Source organism: Lactobacillus sp. VURO6/B1 (VP7) (assembly GCF_058139575.1).
On sequence record NZ_JBVOWJ010000005.1, the window covers coordinates 77,786 to 95,889 of the forward strand.

An 18,104-nucleotide genomic window follows, 5' to 3' on the forward strand; every position below is an offset into this window, starting at 1 on the left:
TTACCACCTACTCATCATCATTTGAATCAGTTATATCATTTACTGATACTTGTAATAATTGCTGTCTTGCTTGATTAATTAAATTAGTGATATTAATTGGCTGATCATTTTTAACTGCAAGAGCTAACGCTAATGCAAATGGTAAATTAACCCCAGTGATTATATGAATCTTAGCAGATGCAAATTGACTCATCACTTGATTTACACTTCCAAAACTTAAGTCGGTAAGTATATAAAATTCGTCCGAATTATTTAACATCTTGCCAACTTTTTCCTTTAATTCATTTGTTCCTTCATTGTTCATATAGGCGCAAATGGCTGCGACAATCTTTTTATCTCCTGTTAGGCCAGCAAGAGTTTCTTGATAGCCCTGTGCAAGCGTATAGTGAGTTACAATAATAATCTTTTTCATTATTTTTTCCTTACCTATTATTTTAAGAAACCAAATGCTGCCCCAAACATTGCTATTACAATAAATAATAAAATCACCCAGGTCATATTCCACTTTTTAGATTTTAAAAGCTTATAAGCTAGCCAAACTAATAATGCTGGAATTAATTGTGGTAATATTTTATCCAACATTGGTTGAATTTGCATTGTAACTTTTCCAAATTGGAATTTTAGTGGCGATGTAACAGATATAACGGATCCAATCAAAGAGCCTACAACTGTGATGCCTAAAACAGAAGCAGCTTCAGTTAAGTAATTTATCTTATCACCATATTCTGTAATAACTTTAGAGCCTTGTCTATATCCAAACTCAAAACAATGCATACGTAGGAAAAAGATAATTGCTATTAAGATACCCCACAGAATAATACCGAATGGATTATTTTCTAAAGCCATATAAGCTGCTATTGACCCCATGATAGTTGGAATCATTGTCATTAGAAGAGAATCACCTATTCCAGCTAGTGGTCCCATAGTACCAACTTTAAAATCATTAATAGCACTTTTAGCAGCTAATCCTTGTTTTTCTTCCATAGCAACACAAGCTCCTAGAACAATAGCAGCTAACCATGGTTGAGTATTATAATATTGAAAATGATTGTCTAAAGCTTCGACATAATCATCATCTTTTTGATATATTTTACGCAAAATTGGGGATAGAGCATATGCAACAGACGCTCCTTGTTGAGTTTCGTAGTTAAATGTCTCAACACTCATTAACCAACGATAATTAGCTTTACGCAAATCTTTTTTTGTTACTATTGGGCCATAAATTTTTTCGTCTTTTTCTTTAGCCATTTTATTCGTCCTCTCCTATACCTGAATTTGTATTTGCAGCCATGGCTTTAGCTTGGCCTTCTTTTTCAGCTTGCTTATAGGTTGTAAATGCAGCTGCAAAACCAATAATTGCCGCACCGATAATTGGCACTTTTAGGAAAGCAGCTAGAAAGAAACCAATCAATAAGTAATTAACTAGTTTACCTGTAGGCATATAATTTAATAGCATTGCAATACCTACGGCAGGTAACATTTCACCTGCTATAGTTAGTCCTGTCATGAACCATTTTGGCATAACTTGTAAAATAAAGTTCACAGCTGACTGACCTAAAGTGACGGCAATAAAAACTGGAATTGCTGCTGAAAGGCCAAAGAATAATGGACCTAACCAGGTAACTGCACTCATTTTTTTAAATTGACGAGAATCAGCATAACTTTTTGCTTTTTTAGCTACAAATCCGTTTAAAATTTTAACAATAACATCTAATTGAACTCCCAGCATTCCAACAGGTAAGCCTATTGCTAAACCTGCGCTCTTACCCATTGAAACTCCAAAAGCAGTAGCAATGATCGCTGTTGTACCATAGTCTGGTACTGACGAACCACCAAAGCCAGCGACACCTAATGACATTAGCTGAACTGTACCACCTACTAATAATCCGGTTTGTATATCTCCCATTATTATTCCGGTAAAAAGCCCCCAAAAAACGGGATAATTAACGAATAGCATCGGAATACCATAGTAATCAACGTGCTTTATAAAAGCTAAAAGCGTTAACAGAATAATTTGTAATATTGAAAAATGCATTTTAACTATTAGCCTTACTTTCTAAAAATTCCTTAGTAACTTCTATTTCTTTATCAGCCGGGACATATTGAGAAAATAACTTGACACCTTTATCAATTAATGACTCATATACTGTTATTTCATGACTATCAGCAAAAGCTCGCTTAGAAATTTCTATACCATTATCACGAGCTGTAGTACCGCCAATATTCAATTTTTTAATTGGAACACCGATTTTTACCAAATCCAAAAAAGTTTGTGGTTCTTTAGCCAGAACAAGTAACTTTTCCGCATCATACTTACCATTTTTAAAATTAGTTAAGGCCTTTTCTTCTGTAATAATGGAAATTGCATTTCCAGCTGGTCGTGCCATTTTCATAGTAGCTTTACTTATTGAATTATTTGCTGTTTCATCATCTATTACCATTACCCTGTTAGATCCGGATTGTGGAGCCCATTGAGTAACAATTATTCCATGAAGTAGTCTATTATCTATTCTTGCTAAAACAATACTCATTTTATTTTCCTTTCAAATGATACTAGTAACTTCTATATTTCAATCGCTTTCACCAATTTAATAGCAAAAAGTGTGCCAACCCAGTGTCAAAAAAAACAGTTTGGTTTGATGTGAACCCTAAAATTAGAACAAACTTGAGGGATCATATCACTTTTCCACAATCTGCTTTTTATATTATTTATTCCAGCTTAATACTATGATTTGGACACTATAACCAGGAACTATAAATAGTGTCTGATTATTATCTATCATAATTAAAAACTAACTCATATATATATTTTAGCTCCGTCTTAGGAATTCTAATATTATAGATTTCTTCAAGTGGGTGTAAAGCTAATTTTATTGTCTCAATCCCTTTTTCTTTTTCCTTACTGTCTGTAAAATTTCTTGGACTGTTCTCTAAGGACTGGTTGCGAATAATTCTTTCAATCATGCAACTAATATGCACATAAAGTGCCATTGTTGTTTGGTTTGATAATCTTTTATTGAGATAATTATTCATTTTTTCAAGACAAAAACTAATGTTTCTTATAACTGCTTTAGTATCCAAAATTGTTAAGGAATTAATTACTCTTTCTATACTGAAGTTTTTAAGAATAGAATCATTAAATTTATATAAATCTTGTTTACTTAGGATACCTTGCAAAGAATCTTTTAATGTAGTTAATTTAGATCCATTTACAAGTTGATCGATTGAAATATATGGGATTTTTTCATATCCAGGGTTTACAGTCCCTATAATTGTTAGAATATTATATTTTCTTTTAAGAGTATTTTCCTGGTCTTCTATCTTTAATGAGTCGTAAGAATATGCCTTCACCATTATTTTGGTTTTATTTGGTAAGCTATCTTTAATCATTGTTTTTATCTTTTCAGCAGTCCCTATTCCAGTTGTACAGCAAACAATGATAACATTCTGCTTGATCATCTTAGGATATATAATACGATAATCATTATGAATAACTTGATTTAAATCTTTAGCCATAGCTGATAAAGGTTTTTTCTTTTTAATATACTCAGCAGCAAACAATGCTAATTGGGTTGATACGTTATTAAAAATAACTATAGGAAAGTTTATTTCCGTTTTTATTAATTCAGGTATCTTTTCTAAAGAACCCATATCTGCCATTAAAATTATTCCTTTAGTGACATGTCTTACACGAATATAGTTTGCTACTTTCTGAGCTATATCTTCAGGTTTAATATCAATTGGCATATCAAAAGAATCCAGCAATGGTTCACCTATTATTTTGTTAACCGTGTCAGCAATACTACTTGCAGTGGAATAACCATGTGCTAACAATATGCAGTGAATTAGGTCAGAATTAGTACTTCTTTTTATACTTTCAAGATAAATAGTCAGAAACATTCTGTCGACTTCATCAGTATACAAGTTCAGGGTTTTGTTTATAGTATCCAAGATTACTTGCACAATTTGCTTGACGTAGGTTACTTCATTTAATTTTGCAATGATTTCTCTAATCAATTGGCTCTCTTTAGAAGAAATTGCCCAATGATTTTCCTGTCGAAAATAAAAGTAATAAGAAATAGCTACAATAATGTTGCCATTAAAGTCATTATAAAAATCATTTTTCAAATAACCTACTTCTTGGTTAAGTGTGTTTTTTATCAAATTTAAGGGTAATTCACCTATGTTTAAGTCATCTTTTTTAAAAATTAAATAATCACATAGAGAGTTAACAACATCAAAAGCTTTTGATCTAAACTGTAAAAAGTCCTCTTTTTGATATAACAAGTATATCTTTTGGATCGCTTTATTAATATAATTAGTGCTATTTTCGCTTTCAATAAAGTCAGTAATTTTACTAGTAGGTTTAATATTTAAGTCTGCGCTACTTTTGACTGAATTATTAACTTCAGCTAAGCTTGAAGGCAAAATATCTTGTGGTAAATCTGCAAGTTTAATACTTATAATTTTGGAATTACTATCTTTTTCCAAAGCACTGGCAACAGACAATAAAACATCATTTTTTAATTGACCAATATTATTTTGATAGTTAACATTGCTCAGCGTTAAGAAAACTTGATTATTAATTTTAAAGCTTTTGTTGATCTTTTGAGCATGTTGAATATAAAAATAAATAATTAAAGCACGAATCTCATTTTGTGTACGCTCTTTCAAAGGAGGCATTGAAATTTGAATTGGGATTCTTCTAATAAATGTCTCTAGGAAGCTACTCTGAATATCTTCTGTAGTCGCACAAATTAACCTTACATTTACTTTTTTCTTGTTTCCTGCATCTCCTAAAGCAGAAATACTGCCATTATCTAAATATGAAAAAAGTTTTTCTTGTCCTTTGGCATCTAGTCTGTGAACTTCATCTAGAAAGAGCATGCCTCCATCGGCTTCATCAAAAAGCCCAAGATGATTACTATCTGCGCCAGTGAAAGCTCCCTTTACATAACCAAATAGAGTTCCCGTCAGCAGTTCTGGATTATCCGCATATTCCGCACAATTAAAACTGACAAATTTACCATCTTTAGAAATGTAATCTTCTGCTACACAATATTCGAAATACTTTCGTGCGATATAGCTTTTACCTGTTCCTGTTTGTCCATTAATAAGAATTGGTAAGCTTCCTGGGTATGATGCAGCTGCTTTGAGTTTTTTTATTTGGCTATAAAGTGATTTATCATGTCCAATTACGTTATTAAAGACATCTTCATCACGATACTTTTTCTGTAACTCTTTTATACTGCTATACTCATTGTCTAATACACATCCTGATTTTTTCTCAGCAATTTTTTTAAAAATAAATACTGCTGGGCGTGTATTAATTTTTATTAATTCATTTTCTTTAACTAACTGATTTAGATAGTGACTAACTGTATTACGTTTAAGGCTAAGTTTTTCTGCCAAATCAGTAGTTGATAAATATTGATTGTTTTCCTGTTGGCTTTTTTTAATTAAAGTTAACACTTTTTGCTTTACATTCATTTAAAAACCCCATATTTATTTACCAATTATGTTAGTTGTTTTATTAAAGCTGTTCAAGTTATGCTAATTGATGTTTAAAAATTAGTACTTACTTTTATAAGAATTAGCTATTACAAAGTTTCTTTATTATCACTTTAAAAAGTCTTAATACCGTTCTTTTTTACTCGTGATGAAGTAAAATATAATACTAAAGCGATTACAAAAAAGGAGAGCTGTAAAATGTCAGAACCTGACTATCGAAAATTAGTTGAAGAAACACGAAAAGTAATTAAAAAAGGTGATGATCAGCGCGATGCTGGATTGCCAACACAAATTCCGGAAGTAGAAAGGTTTGACAATATTTCCTATGGTAAGGATCCTAAGTATCAGATACTCGATGTTTATTTACCAAAGAATAGAACCCATGCTAAATTACCGGTAATCGTAAATATTCATGGTGGTGGCTGGATATATGGCACCAAAGAAACTTATCAGTTTTATTGCTTGGCTCTGGCTAAAGAAGGATTTGCCGTAGTTAATGCCAATTATCGCTTAGCACCAGATGTGGCCTATCCCGGAGAACTGGATGATATCAACCGTGTATTTCATTGGGTAGCCCAAGAGGAAAATGCGACAAAATATCAATTCGATCTAAATAACGTCTTTATTGTTGGAGACAGTGCCGGCGGCCAAATGGGAGAACAAATTTTAGCAGCATACACTAACAATGAATACCGTAAGTATTTTGGTTATTCAGTACCTCGTTTAACAATTAAAGCTGCCGCTTTAAATTGTGGCGCCTACTTCCTAACTGAAATTCCATCATATACTGGGGCACCCGAAGCCTATTTCAGACCTGAAATTCTCTTAAATAAGCATGACGAATTAGATGCGGAACAATTTTTAACTCAAGCAATGCCACCGCTTTTCTTAATGACTTGCACAGATGATTTCTTGCGTGATAATGCCTATATGCTGTCAGGCTACCTGAAAGCCAAAAATGTTTACCATGAACTTCATTTCTATGGTGATAAGGAACACCCACGAGGTCATGTTTTTCATGTTAATCAAAAAGATGAATTGGCCAAGAAATGTAATGAAGATGAGCTAAACTTTTTCCGTAAATACATTAATTAACAGTGTAAAAAACCGAACTAGTCTTGTCTAGCCCGGTTTTTTACTGTATGCTTTTAAAGCTATTGCTGATTGCTTCTTTCTTTTCTGGAAAACCAAAACATAAACAGCGGCAAAATTATGAAGCCAAAGATCATCATAAAAATTGCATACCAGTTAACGCCAACGACTTTGCCATTTTCAATAATACCAAATTGCGCTTGCCAATTATATTTGACTAGCAAAAAGATTACCAAAACAATTGACAATATTGGTACAAAAATATCAGTCAATGCATTTTTAGGAGCCGGCAATATTGGCTGCTTATTTTTACCATAGTAAAAGCAGATTACTGCCAGAGGAACAATGATGAATCCTAAAAATCTGACCATAGCACTCAACGTAATCAAGTTAGTCATGTTATATTGAAAAGCTAAGGGTACTAAAATAGCTAGTGCTTCAGAAATAAAGAAAGTTTTAATGGGAAAGTTATTTTTAGTCCTTTCTGTTAAAGTAGCCGGCAGTTGATGTTCACGGGCCATTGCCTCCAAAATGCGCGGTGCATTAAAACTAGAGGCAACATTTATTCCCAACATCGAAATAAGCGCTCCGACTAAAATTACATCCCGCAATATATCATTTTTAAAAATCGCACTAATTGCTACCACTTGTTTAGTCGTCATCAATGCCTTAGGATCCAAAACCATTGCTACAGCGACTACTCCAATATAAATAGCAGCGATAACCAAAATTGCCAGTGGAATAGCCTTAGGTAAATTCTTTTCCGGTTCCTGCATATCTTCCGAACCAGAAGCAACTGATTCAAAACCGGTAAAAGCATAAAATGCAGAAACAACAGCCATAACAAGACCGGTAGTGGTTAAAGCCGGTACTATTTTATGCCCATTTTGCGTTATTTGGTCGACAGACGACAGACTATGGCTGGCACCAGTGGTAATAAGTAAAACGACACCTGCCACTATGATCAAAATTAATGCAGCTAATTTACCTGCTGTAGCCATGTTCATCACAAGTTTTACAAATTTTTGTCCAAATAAGTTAATTACAGTTACTGCAAGCATCAATATAATGAAGCCAATGGTGACATTTAAAAATTTGTCAGGATTGCCACCAAAAATAGAAATAGTTGACTTTATTACACCGACAGCCATTACTCCCCAAGCAACACTGGCTGAAAAATAGCGCAAGATACCGACGTAAAAGCCAACATTGTCACCAAAGGCTGCCTTAGAATAAGCATAAGAAGCGCCAGACTTAGTTACGTATTTGGCTGCTGCTGAAAAGGAAATTGCTAAAATTGAAGCAAAAATTGCAGCGATGAAATAGACAATTAGGGCCTTGCTCCCTGCCTGACTTACCACACTCCCAGGCGTCAAAAAGATACCAGAGCCAATGATTGAATTAATTGCTAAAAAGACAATTGACCAGAAACCTAGTTTATCCCCAGCATTTTTATTTTGAGTCATTATTACTCCTTACTTGGCATTTTTAACCACAAATTTAAATAAATTATTCATATATTCTGTATCCGGATTATTATGTAACATTTCGGGGTGCCATTGAATCGCCAAAACAGTACCCTGTTTATTTTCAAGTCCTTCCGGGACACCATCGCTTGCATCCGCAACTTCAAGCAAATCCGGGGCGACCTTTTTAATTAATTGGTGGTGAAAAGAATTAACCATGCATTCAGTCTTACCTAATGTTTTAGCTAATAAGCTGTTTTCCTTTATTGTTACTTTATGAGTAGGTAAATCAGGTGTATGACCTTGTTCGTGTTTTAGAGTTTGCTCTGAGCGATAACTAACATCCTGGTAGAGACTGCCGCCATGTGCTACGTTAATAATTTGTGCCCCGCGGCAAACTCCCAGAACGGGTTTATTAGATTCTTCAGCAATTTTTAATAAAAGCATGTCAAAGTGATCTCTCTGAGGCCAAATGGGACCAATTTTAGGCATTAATTCTTCACCATATAAGTGAGGATCAACATCATGTCCACCAGATAAAATCAATCCTTGCACATGAGCCATCTGGCTTTTAATAACTTCATTATCTTCAGTAAAAGGAATTATAAAGGGAATTCCGCCATTTTTAACAACAGAATCCACATAGTCCTCATTAACATAACTACGTCTGTATCCTGGAAGCATTCCAGCAGAATCAATCATTTCAGATCCTGCTATGCCAATAATTGGTTTTGTCATTTTTTCTCCTTAATTAAACTTATACTACTAGTTATTAACATTATAATAGTTATTAGCAATTTAAGTGTGCCATTTGTTTTTATCAAAAAATATAGCAATAGTTCGCAGTCTTGAGTGTAAAAAACTAAACTTATTTTCTTTCCTTTGGCACAAACCTCAATTGCAGCCAATCTAAGAAGTACATTACTCCTTTCGCTAATCCCACTGAACCTCTATCTCTATAATCATTATCAGCTTTCTACTTTCAATTTTTCAAAGTTTCATTTCCATTGTTTTTAATTAATTTTATTAACAAGATTTGTAATTCCAGCAACTCCACTTCCTGTTCTAAAACAGACACATATCTGTAACAGTCGAGTTTTAATTGACTTTTTGGTAATCAACTTTATTTTTTAATCATACTGGCCAGAATAGTAATGCTTCTGCTTCCTTAATTAATAAGACTTGGTTCTCTTTAGAGACTTTATTTATTTTTGAGATTATTTATTTCCCGGGAAATATTTTCTATCTCTTTAAATGAAGCATTGGGGTCAGCAATTAGTTTATCTAATTTAAATTGCAGCAAATTAATCCGATTATCAATATTGGTATTCTTATGACTCGAAAAATCAGTGGTTTTAATTAATTTATGATTTTTTATTTCCCAGGTTGCAAAATTCAAATTTTTCAGCAAGTTTTGATCATGAGATACCAGGATAATAGCAAATGGATAATTTTTTAAGAACTCTTCAAGAGCGTTAATAGCTGAAATATCCAAAAAATTATCTGGCTCATCAAGTATCAGTAAATTGTGTTCACCTAATAACACCTTTGCCAATTTATAACAAACTAGCTGACCTCCACTTAAATCACAGACTTGGTTATTCAAAAATCTTCTTAAACGTAAATCACCTAGAAGTTGCATGGTAGTTGTTTTATCAAAAACACTGATCTTAGAAATTGTTTCTATCAATGTCTCCTTTACCGCAGCTTCTTGAGCAATATTCTGTTTAACATAACCGATTTTTAATTGCGGATTAAACCAAGCGTTAAGTTTTTGATGAAATAATTTTGCTAAAAAAACTGATTTTCCGACACCATTTTTGCCAGTTAATGCAATTTTTTCTCTTCCTTTTATTTGCAATTCTTTTGTTATACTAAACAATTTGTTTCCGTGTAAGACAACATCTTGAATGCCTAATCTGACCAAACTACTTTTTTGTGATAGATCTAAGTTTGTTGTTTTAACGTTACTTAATGTAATTGTATGATGGACTTGTGGTTTTTCCAGCGCAGCTTCCTCGCTTGTTATACGTTTTTTTAATTGAGTACTAATTCGGCTAAGCCTTTTCTCAATCTTGCCGCTGTCTTTTATTTTCCAATCCGACCAAGACATATCTTTCTTTTTCTTGGTAGCATTTTGAGACTTTATTTCAGCCTGCCTTTGATCTTTCTTTAGTTTTTTAATTTTAGTTAGTTTTTCATGGTATTCTATCTTTTTTCTTTTTTCTTCAGCTATGAGAAATTGACAATATTCACTATATGAACCATTAAATTCATGAACTTGATGATCTTTAATGTGCCAAATAACATTAACAAGTTTCTGTAAAAAAGACTGATCATGACTAATTATCAAAATTGGTTGTTTTAAACTACTTAAGGCTTTAATTAGCCATCTTTGTTGCTCAATATCTAAATTAGAAGTTGGTTCATCCAGAATTAGCAAAGAATCTTTGGCTTGACCCAATCTGATTATTGCCTGAGTAATGGCTTCTTTTTCTTTTTCCCCACCACTTTGCTCATCGTTATTTAAAAGCTGTGGTACCAAGACAATACGACAATGGCGCAGTATTTGTCCCGTTACTCTGAAAGTTGTGGGCATTTGGACAATAGTATTAATCAATGTGGTTTTACCTACACCATTATCCCCGATTAAACCAATTATTTGATTGTCCTGAATATTCAAATGTGGAGCATAAAATAAAGATTCGTCACGATTTTCAACGTTGAGGTTAGTTATTCTAATATATTCCATACTAGCACCTGCTTTTTGCTAAATAAAAAGCACTGATAACCAAATTGCCCATAATTTGATTAGCAGTGCACAAAAAGCGGTGAAATTAAAGCGCCACCTTAATAGAGAACAATACTAATTTCTGATTATCGGCAAAAATGCATGATAAAAGCATTGGTTATCAAACTTTTTTGCTTACTAATAAAACCAGAAATTAATTCTCCATTTTTTGCATTACCTTCATTTCCTAAATTGTTTCAACTATATCATATTTATTTGATTTTTCAACAGACAAATTATTCAACTTTTTCAAAAATCTCACATACCATTGGTGCCTGCGGATAAAATTTTTGACCATTGGCTTTAAATTCTTCTTCAAAGAATTGATCATGAACTGTGCGCCAATATTGATAACTACGGTCTCCTTCACCTTCATGATAAGCATGTTCTGCGGAAATTTGATTATACGGAATAATTTCTACAACTTTGTCTTGGACAACACAGACGGGTTTACCTTGACCATCGAGAATTATGTTCCAATCGCCAACTTTAGGCATATCTTCATCACCCGATACATATTCCGAAGTTGTGGCAGTTTTTATTCCCTTGTCAACTAATTTAGCTAATTTATCTGCATCTTCTTTATTAGAACCAAAAGCCCAGGCATCAACTTTAGTAGCAAGAGCCAAATTGTGTTTAAGACAAAAGTTATACCAGAATTGTTTTACTTTTTCGTCCATTATAACCACCATTCTGGAGTCAGTTCACCCATCGTAGCGACCTTCCCACTTTCATAATCCAGCATCACTTCAACATGTTGATAATCTTTTTCCATGAGTTGAACAATAAATTCGCGACAAGCACCACATGGAGCTCCCTTTTTACCATCTGCCATTAATGCTAAAACCCGGCTAATTCTGGTTTCGTCATTGGTAATCATATTAAAAAGAGCACTACGTTCCGCACAGACGCCTAATCCGCACGCTGTGTCAACACAAACTCCCGTATAAATTTTTCCTGATTCAGCTAGAACAGCAGCAGCGACACCACCAGCTTCCATATGGGGACCAATAGCAGTGAACCCTTGCACTTTTTTCGCTGCTTCAGACATTTTTTGCCATTTTTTGTGCATTATTTTCACCTGCAATTCTTTCATCAAATATCTATAAAGCTTAACTCAAATTTTCTTTGACATGATATCAAAATTATAGCTGCCACCATTTGAATGTACCATCTCAGTATTTCTTTTGACATAACCAGCTCTTTGGTAGACCTTAATTGCACGCAAATTAAAGTCAGCAACGGATAAAACAATTACTTTATAGTCATAGTTATCTTTGACAAAATTTTCAATGACAGTTATAAATTCGCTGCCTAGACCATGACCAGTTAGATTAGGAGCTAGTCCCAACCCAACTTCAACTTGTTCTTTTTTCTTCTTATCTGGATCAAGACAAAAGAAGGCGACTAAGTTGTCGTTTGTATCCAAAACCTGAAAGTAGTTATTTTTACGCAATTTGGGAGAAATTATTTCATCATAATCTTCTTGATCATTTTTCATATCATAAAAAGCATATTGTCCGTCGTAATGCCACTCATCTGCAATAATCCTGGCATTTTTTTGCGACAGTAGTGCTATTTTTTGAAAAATACTTTTATTCATTTCTTCACCCCTATTCTTTGGATATTAAATACTAATTAATTATTAAATATACTGAAAACCCATCCAAAAGGCAAATTTAGCTAAAAAAATCCGCTTTTGCTCACATAGAAACAAAAACGGAAACTAAGATTTTATTTGTTACCCTTTAATTAATTGCTGGTCCACCTGTTGCACCATATACTTGTCCTGTAACATAACTTGCCAGATTTGAGGCTAAGAAAATATAAACATGGGCTATTTCATCAGGTTGTCCAGCACGCTTCAATAGCACTTCTTGACCAAATGTAGCAAGTGCATCAGTTGGCTGACCACCACAAACCTGCAAAGGAGTCCAAACCGGACCAGGTGCAACACTGTTAACTCTAATTCCTTTAGGAGCAAGACTTTGAGCCAAATTAATAGAAAAGCTGACAATTGCTGCTTTTGTAGCAGCATAATCAAGCAATATTGGTGATGGACTGAATCCTTCTAAAGAAGTCGAGGTCAAAATTACACTGCCTGGTTTCATATGCGGTACAGCCGCTTTAGCCATTTCAAACATTGAGATGATATTAACTTCAAAGGTATCGTGAACTTGATCCATTGATAAATTCTCTATGCCATCAACATTTTGTTGGATAGCTGCGTTCATTACCAATAATTCTAAGCTGCCCAATTCTTTGACAGCTTTTTCAACAACTTTTGCTGCTTCGCCGCGTTTACGGAAATCAGCTGGCAGCAAAACTGCCTTACGTCCAGCCTTTTTAATGAGTTCAGCTGTATCTTTAGCATCGGATTCTTCTTCCGGTAGATATTGAATGGCGACATCGGCTCCTTCTTTGGCAAAGCCAATTGCTACAGAACGACCAATACCGGAATCACCTCCAGTGATAAGGGCATGACGGCCTTTTAATAAGCCGTGGCCTTCATAGTCATTCATGTCTCCAGCAGGTACTGGATCCATTTTACTTTGCAGTCCAGGATATTCTTGTGATTGCTTAGGAAAATCATCATGATAATAACGTTTTAACGGGTCTGATAATTTATTGTCCATTTGTACTTTCTCCCTTCAATAAATTCAATTTCAAGATACCGCTTTTATAATAATAAAACAAAAATATTGCTTATTAATGCACAAAAAATACATTATCTTTGCTCTATTACTTTCTTTGTTCTATGATGAATTTATGAGCTATAAACAGGAGGAAAAATTCAATGCTTAAATCTTATAAAAAATTCTGGCAGAATATCTTTAATTTTTCTGGTACTGCTAATCGGTCTGAATATTGGTGGCCAGTAATTATTAACTGGGTATTAGCTTTTGTTTTAATGCATTTAGTTGAAGGTTTATTAGGCCATTCAATTAATGATATTTATAATTGGGGCGATTGGAGTATAAAGACTAGTTCTCTCATTATTTCCTTCGTTGTTTGGATTGCAATGCTATCTTTGCGTTTTCGTCGTTTACATGATACTAATCGCTCTGGCTGGTGGGTTCTAATTATGATAATACCAATCATTGGAGATATTTGGTTTATTATCTTAATGCTGCTGCCGTCAAAAGCAAATAATTACGATTAAAATAATGTTAATCTTTTGCTTTAAGCCTGCCCAAGTTGCTTTGTTTAAACTTAAATAATATAAATTATGTGTAATAATGTACCTTTAGTGCAGTTATTGCACTTTTTCTTTTCCAGACAATATTTCCGCTAACCACTTTTTGCGCTCATCCCTGCATACGTCCATACTATGTTTTTTCGCAGCTTTATCATAAAAATTAAGCTTATAATTAATTACTTCCATTGATTTATCCAGTACCCTTATTTTTTCTATCACTTTTTGTTTCTGTTTTAAAAACATTTCCTTGCGCTGCTCAACTGTATCAATACCATTCTCAGCTAGTTTAAGATACTTTTTGATTTCCTTAAGTGGCATTCCCGTTTTTCTTAGATAAATAATTGTACTAATCACTATCAGATCATTTGGTTCAAATTCACGAATCCCATTTTCGTCACGTTTAACAAATTTTAATAAACCAATTTTTTCATAGTAGCGTAAAGTATATGTACTAATTCCCAGCAATTCGCTGACATCTTTAATTCTAAATTTTTTCATTATTATCTCCTTTTTAGCAACTTCACCAAGACAGGATAAAGCACTTATTTTTTATATTTCACTTTCAACTAAACTAAACGACATTTATTAAAAAATTTGACTTAGAGTTACTCGAACCCACTATACTGAACATTAATTACAAAAAGGGGTGTAATTATAAATTTCTTAATTTTAGCGGCTAATGGTCAAATAGCTCGAATCGTTGAAAGCAGAATATTATCTGAAGATACTTTTAAAGATATCAAATTGACTCTGGGTTTGCGCAATCCACATCGCTTATGTTCATTGGAATCCAGAGCCCAAATAATGGAAGTTGATTTAACTGACAATCAGGCCGTTAATAAAGCTATGCATAACCAAGATATAGTTTTCGTAGACGTTGTAGATCACACTAAAGACAATATCATTACTAAAAACGTAATTGAAGCAATGAAAGTTAACCATGTTTCACGTGTAATTTTTGCTAACATTCTGGGTATATATAACGAAGTTGACGGTGAATTTGGCCGGTGGAATCATCAATTTGTTATGCCGGGACTACAGGCTGCCATTAACTCGGACAAACTTTTAGCAAGATCTGGCTTGCATTATACTACTTTACGTTTACCCTGGCTCAATGATTGTAATGAAATCAAATATTCTATTACTACTCATAATGAACCTTATATTGGGGTTTCAGGTTCACGCAAAAGCATTGCAGACGCAATTTTAAAAATTGTGCGCAATCCTGCATTATATGATAATGACAGCATTGGAATTGCCGATCCAGATACACAGGGAAAAGATCGGCCTGTTTACTAAAGAGCTAGTATAAATGAAAGCAGGAGCATTTATTAAACTAAGCAGAGTGAATTAAAAGAATGTCCTATGCCCAAACTTCAACCAGGAAATAATGCAATCTTAAAAGTTGTTCGTTCCTCTGTATGCGAATCTGATTTATGGTGATTCTGTGGTATATCAAAATTTCTGCAAATTCAACTACGAAGCATGAAACATTGAGCATTGTTGAAAAAGTGGGCAAAAATATTGTTGATATTCAACTGGAGACTTTATTATTGCATCATTTACACACGGTCGTGGTCAAAGTTCAATCTGTTTAGCAAGATTCGATGGTAATTGTCTCAATAAAGGTCATTTTAGAAATAGTGATTATCATTCAGACTATTTTAATTTTCATTACGCTAACTGGGTATTACTCAAAATATCGAAGAAACGTCCATATTATAATTATGTTTCACATGAAACAAGAATTGACTATCATGCATCAATCAAGCGATAAAAGTCTGTATAATCTGTAATTCTTTAACTGATATATTTTTATCTTTCCAGCAAACAAGTAGCTGACTATTACTGAGTTTAACAGCATTTACAAACCAAACTTTTGCCAGTATCTACTGAAAAATTGATTCTGTCAAATGATAAACATGTAATTTAGTAATTGTTTTTATTATAAAAGCATTTCAATTATTTACTTTAATTTAAATATTAGCTTGATCTGGTAGTACCTTTTTCAATATTTATAATATACATTATCTTAAACGTATATAAAATATTGATATAATTATCATAGGATAAATAATATTTACATTAAATTAATCACTTGCTTATGATTAAATTTTTTATATAATTTAAAAGGTACCGGTACAAAAGTTAAAAAGCAAAGGAATGATTAATTTCAAATTAATAAAATGACAATCTCAGAATTAACTGCCTTAGCTTTAAGTCCAGTTGCAATTTTTATATTTTAAAAATAGAGTGTAATTATGGAAACAAATAAACAAAAACTAACAGCAAATCAAAAAAGATTAAGAAGTAAGCCCAAACACTTTAAACTTTATCAGTTTTTGGCATACTTTTTCTCCATAATGATAAGCAGCATTTTGGTTGAAAAATTTTTACCGAATTGTTCGCCATTTTGGGCTAGTGGTAGAAATCTTCTGCTATTTTTAATTTGTATTGCAATATATTTTATATTTTTTACTTTTACAGATAAAGCTCTTAACTATTTCTGTTTTAAAAACAACTTTTAAACTATAATTTCGGGTGCAGATAAATCATCAAAATGTGATTTATCTGCTTTTTTAGTAATTTCAATAATTTATTTTTTCTTTTCGTCCAAATATCAATACCTACCCTCTAGTAACATATTTTGATAGAAAAAATTATAAAATACGAACTTTAATAACACAAGCTAATATTTTTGTTCTTGCATAGTTGCTAATTTTATTTTATTCTTATTATTGTCACATATGATAATAATAAAACAAAAAGTGAGGATACAATGTCAAGTTTTCAAAAATACTATGCTGAACTAGCTGAAACTGCTGATTTTTTACTTCATAATCCAGAACTTGGTTATAAAGAATTTAAAACATCTAAAAAGATTGAAGCTGAAATTAACAAAATTAGCCCCGAGTTAAAAGTCGAACATTATCTAAATACAGGTTTAAAGGTAACACTAACTAATGGCAGCCAGAAAACTATTGGAATTATCGCTGAAATAGACTCACTCTATCAGCCTAATCACAAACTAGCAGATGTGAATACTGGTGCTGCTCAAGCTTGTGGTCATTACACCCAAGTCACTACTGCACTTGCAATCTTGAATGAAGTAATTAACGATCACCGACTTGAGGATTTTGGGGCCAATCTAGCTTTTATCTTCACTCCGTCAGAAGAATTTGTTGATCTTGCCTGGAGAAAACAACAAAAAGAGGCAGGTAAACTAGATTACTTCGGTGGCAAACAAGAAGCTATTAAACTTGGCATTTTTGACGATATTGACTATTGTGTTTCAGTTCATGCAATTGGCGAAGATTTTGATGAACGCACTATCGAAATTAATTGTGATCTTGCAGGCTTTAATTTTGAATATTTTGATTTTTATGGCAAAGCTAGTCACGCAGCCTTCGCTCCAGATGCAGGTATTAATGCTCAAAGCATAGCAACACTATTCAATACTGCTTTAGCTTTGCAACGTCAACAAATTAAGGATCCCAATCGTATAAGATTCAATCCAGTATTTATTGGAGAAAATCATGAATCAATTAACGTCATTCCTGATCATATTAAAATGGGTACGGACTTAAGATTTTTTGACATAGACAATGCACAAAAACTAATGAACCGTTTTAAACAGGCAGCAGAAGGCTGTGCATCAGCACTTGGTGGTTCTGTTGAATCTGAACGGCAAGTTGGCTACCTGCCTTTGATTTCCAGTAAGAGTATGAGTGCTATAGTGAAAGACGTCTTTTCTGCAAATAAAAAAATTACCGGTTTAATAGAAGACCGTGGCTACACAATGGCAGCAGGTGATATTGGAGATGTTAGTTTCTTAATACCAACCATTCAAATCGGTTATGGCGGCTGGAACGGAACAATTCATGGTGATGATTTTACTTTAGTTGACCCTGAATTTGTACTAGCAATTTTTCCTGAATTTGTCTTTAACAGTATTCTTAAGATTTCAAATAACTTAGATCAGGTAAAAACTTATAAGAAAACAAAAGAAGAATATCTAACTGAATTAGAAAAGATGGCAAAATAA

At 33.2% G+C, this 18,104-nt stretch carries 18 protein-coding genes; 5 read left to right on the top strand and 13 right to left on the bottom strand.

The annotated features are described in order from the left end of the window. Nucleotides 1-7: 7 nt before the first annotated feature. The 5 genes from ACZ2M0_RS03900 to ACZ2M0_RS03920 all read right to left on the bottom strand — a co-directional run bounded on the left by ACZ2M0_RS03900 (nucleotide 8) and on the right by ACZ2M0_RS03920 (nucleotide 5,490). Nucleotides 8-412, bottom strand: a complete 405-nt coding sequence (locus tag ACZ2M0_RS03900) for a PTS sugar transporter subunit IIA (protein WP_187154130.1) — start codon at nucleotides 410-412, stop codon at nucleotides 8-10. A gap of 17 nt (nucleotides 413-429) precedes the next feature. Next, complete coding sequence (locus ACZ2M0_RS03905) at nucleotides 430-1,248, bottom strand: PTS system mannose/fructose/sorbose family transporter subunit IID (RefSeq protein WP_187154131.1); 819 nt, start codon at nucleotides 1,246-1,248, stop codon at nucleotides 430-432. A gap of 1 nt (nucleotide 1,249) precedes the next feature. After that, nucleotides 1,250-2,035, bottom strand: coding sequence for a PTS mannose/fructose/sorbose/N-acetylgalactosamine transporter subunit IIC (locus tag ACZ2M0_RS03910; protein WP_187154132.1), 786 nt, complete (start codon nucleotides 2,033-2,035; stop codon nucleotides 1,250-1,252). Between the two features lies 1 nt (nucleotide 2,036). Beyond that, the gene (locus ACZ2M0_RS03915; protein WP_187154133.1) at nucleotides 2,037-2,531 is read right to left on the bottom strand and encodes a PTS sugar transporter subunit IIB; all 495 of its coding nucleotides are present in this window, start codon (nucleotides 2,529-2,531) and stop codon (nucleotides 2,037-2,039) included. A 241-nt stretch (nucleotides 2,532-2,772) separates the two neighbouring features. After that, nucleotides 2,773-5,490 carry a sigma 54-interacting transcriptional regulator gene (locus tag ACZ2M0_RS03920; protein ID WP_490058604.1) on the bottom strand — a complete coding sequence of 906 codons (2,718 nt, stop codon included), beginning with the start codon at nucleotides 5,488-5,490 and terminating at the stop codon, nucleotides 2,773-2,775. Between the two features lie 219 nt (nucleotides 5,491-5,709). Here ACZ2M0_RS03920 and ACZ2M0_RS03925 point away from each other — a divergent pair, with 219 nt between their 5' ends. After that, nucleotides 5,710-6,606: an alpha/beta hydrolase gene (locus ACZ2M0_RS03925; protein WP_490058605.1), complete on the top strand. Its 897-nt coding sequence runs from the start codon at nucleotides 5,710-5,712 to the stop codon at nucleotides 6,604-6,606. 59 nt (nucleotides 6,607-6,665) lie between these two features. On the opposite strand, the gene ACZ2M0_RS03930 is transcribed toward ACZ2M0_RS03925, so the two are convergent. The 7 genes from ACZ2M0_RS03930 to ACZ2M0_RS03960 form a co-directional block, all read right to left on the bottom strand. Continuing rightward, on the bottom strand, nucleotides 6,666-8,069 hold the full coding sequence (locus ACZ2M0_RS03930) for an APC family permease (RefSeq protein WP_490058606.1): 1,404 nt from the start codon (nucleotides 8,067-8,069) through the stop codon (nucleotides 6,666-6,668). A gap of 9 nt (nucleotides 8,070-8,078) precedes the next feature. Next, nucleotides 8,079-8,807 carry a gamma-glutamyl-gamma-aminobutyrate hydrolase family protein gene (locus tag ACZ2M0_RS03935; RefSeq protein WP_490058607.1) on the bottom strand — a complete coding sequence of 243 codons (729 nt, stop codon included), beginning with the start codon at nucleotides 8,805-8,807 and terminating at the stop codon, nucleotides 8,079-8,081. Nucleotides 8,808-9,270: 463 nt separating this feature from the next. Then, a complete protein-coding gene (locus tag ACZ2M0_RS03940) occupies nucleotides 9,271-10,821 on the bottom strand; it encodes an ATP-binding cassette domain-containing protein (RefSeq protein WP_490058608.1) in 1,551 nt (516 codons plus the stop codon). Nucleotides 10,822-11,096: 275 nt separating this feature from the next. Beyond that, entirely contained in the window at nucleotides 11,097-11,540 is a 444-nt protein-coding gene (locus tag ACZ2M0_RS03945; RefSeq protein ID WP_223902325.1) for an ASCH domain-containing protein, read from the bottom strand. After that, nucleotides 11,540-11,932, bottom strand: coding sequence for a cytidine deaminase family protein (locus ACZ2M0_RS03950; protein WP_490058609.1), 393 nt, complete (start codon nucleotides 11,930-11,932; stop codon nucleotides 11,540-11,542). The genes ACZ2M0_RS03945 and ACZ2M0_RS03950 overlap by 1 nt, the downstream gene beginning before the upstream one ends. 45 nt (nucleotides 11,933-11,977) lie before the next feature. Then, nucleotides 11,978-12,463, bottom strand: coding sequence for a GNAT family N-acetyltransferase (locus tag ACZ2M0_RS03955; protein ID WP_490058610.1), 486 nt, complete (start codon nucleotides 12,461-12,463; stop codon nucleotides 11,978-11,980). A gap of 145 nt (nucleotides 12,464-12,608) precedes the next feature. Next, nucleotides 12,609-13,496: an SDR family oxidoreductase gene (locus ACZ2M0_RS03960; protein ID WP_490058611.1), complete on the bottom strand. Its 888-nt coding sequence runs from the start codon at nucleotides 13,494-13,496 to the stop codon at nucleotides 12,609-12,611. A gap of 161 nt (nucleotides 13,497-13,657) precedes the next feature. Between ACZ2M0_RS03960 and ACZ2M0_RS03965 the strand changes: the two genes are divergently transcribed. Next, a complete protein-coding gene (locus tag ACZ2M0_RS03965) occupies nucleotides 13,658-14,023 on the top strand; it encodes a DUF805 domain-containing protein (RefSeq protein WP_490058612.1) in 366 nt (121 codons plus the stop codon). A gap of 93 nt (nucleotides 14,024-14,116) precedes the next feature. Here ACZ2M0_RS03965 and ACZ2M0_RS03970 read toward each other — a convergent pair whose 3' ends face one another. Beyond that, complete coding sequence (locus tag ACZ2M0_RS03970; protein ID WP_490058613.1) at nucleotides 14,117-14,557, bottom strand: MerR family transcriptional regulator; 441 nt, start codon at nucleotides 14,555-14,557, stop codon at nucleotides 14,117-14,119. 156 nt (nucleotides 14,558-14,713) lie between these two features. On the opposite strand from ACZ2M0_RS03970, the gene ACZ2M0_RS03975 reads away from it, so the two are divergent. From ACZ2M0_RS03975 to ACZ2M0_RS03985, 3 genes are all read left to right on the top strand, one after another. After that, the gene (locus ACZ2M0_RS03975) at nucleotides 14,714-15,358 is read left to right on the top strand and encodes an NAD(P)H-binding protein (RefSeq protein WP_490058637.1); all 645 of its coding nucleotides are present in this window, start codon (nucleotides 14,714-14,716) and stop codon (nucleotides 15,356-15,358) included. A 137-nt stretch (nucleotides 15,359-15,495) separates the two neighbouring features. After that, nucleotides 15,496-15,657 (top strand): hypothetical protein, encoded by a 162-nt coding sequence (locus ACZ2M0_RS03980; protein WP_490058614.1) that lies wholly within the window; start codon nucleotides 15,496-15,498, stop codon nucleotides 15,655-15,657. A gap of 1,181 nt (nucleotides 15,658-16,838) precedes the next feature. Further along, on the top strand, nucleotides 16,839-18,104 hold the full coding sequence (locus tag ACZ2M0_RS03985; protein WP_490058615.1) for a M20/M25/M40 family metallo-hydrolase: 1,266 nt from the start codon (nucleotides 16,839-16,841) through the stop codon (nucleotides 18,102-18,104).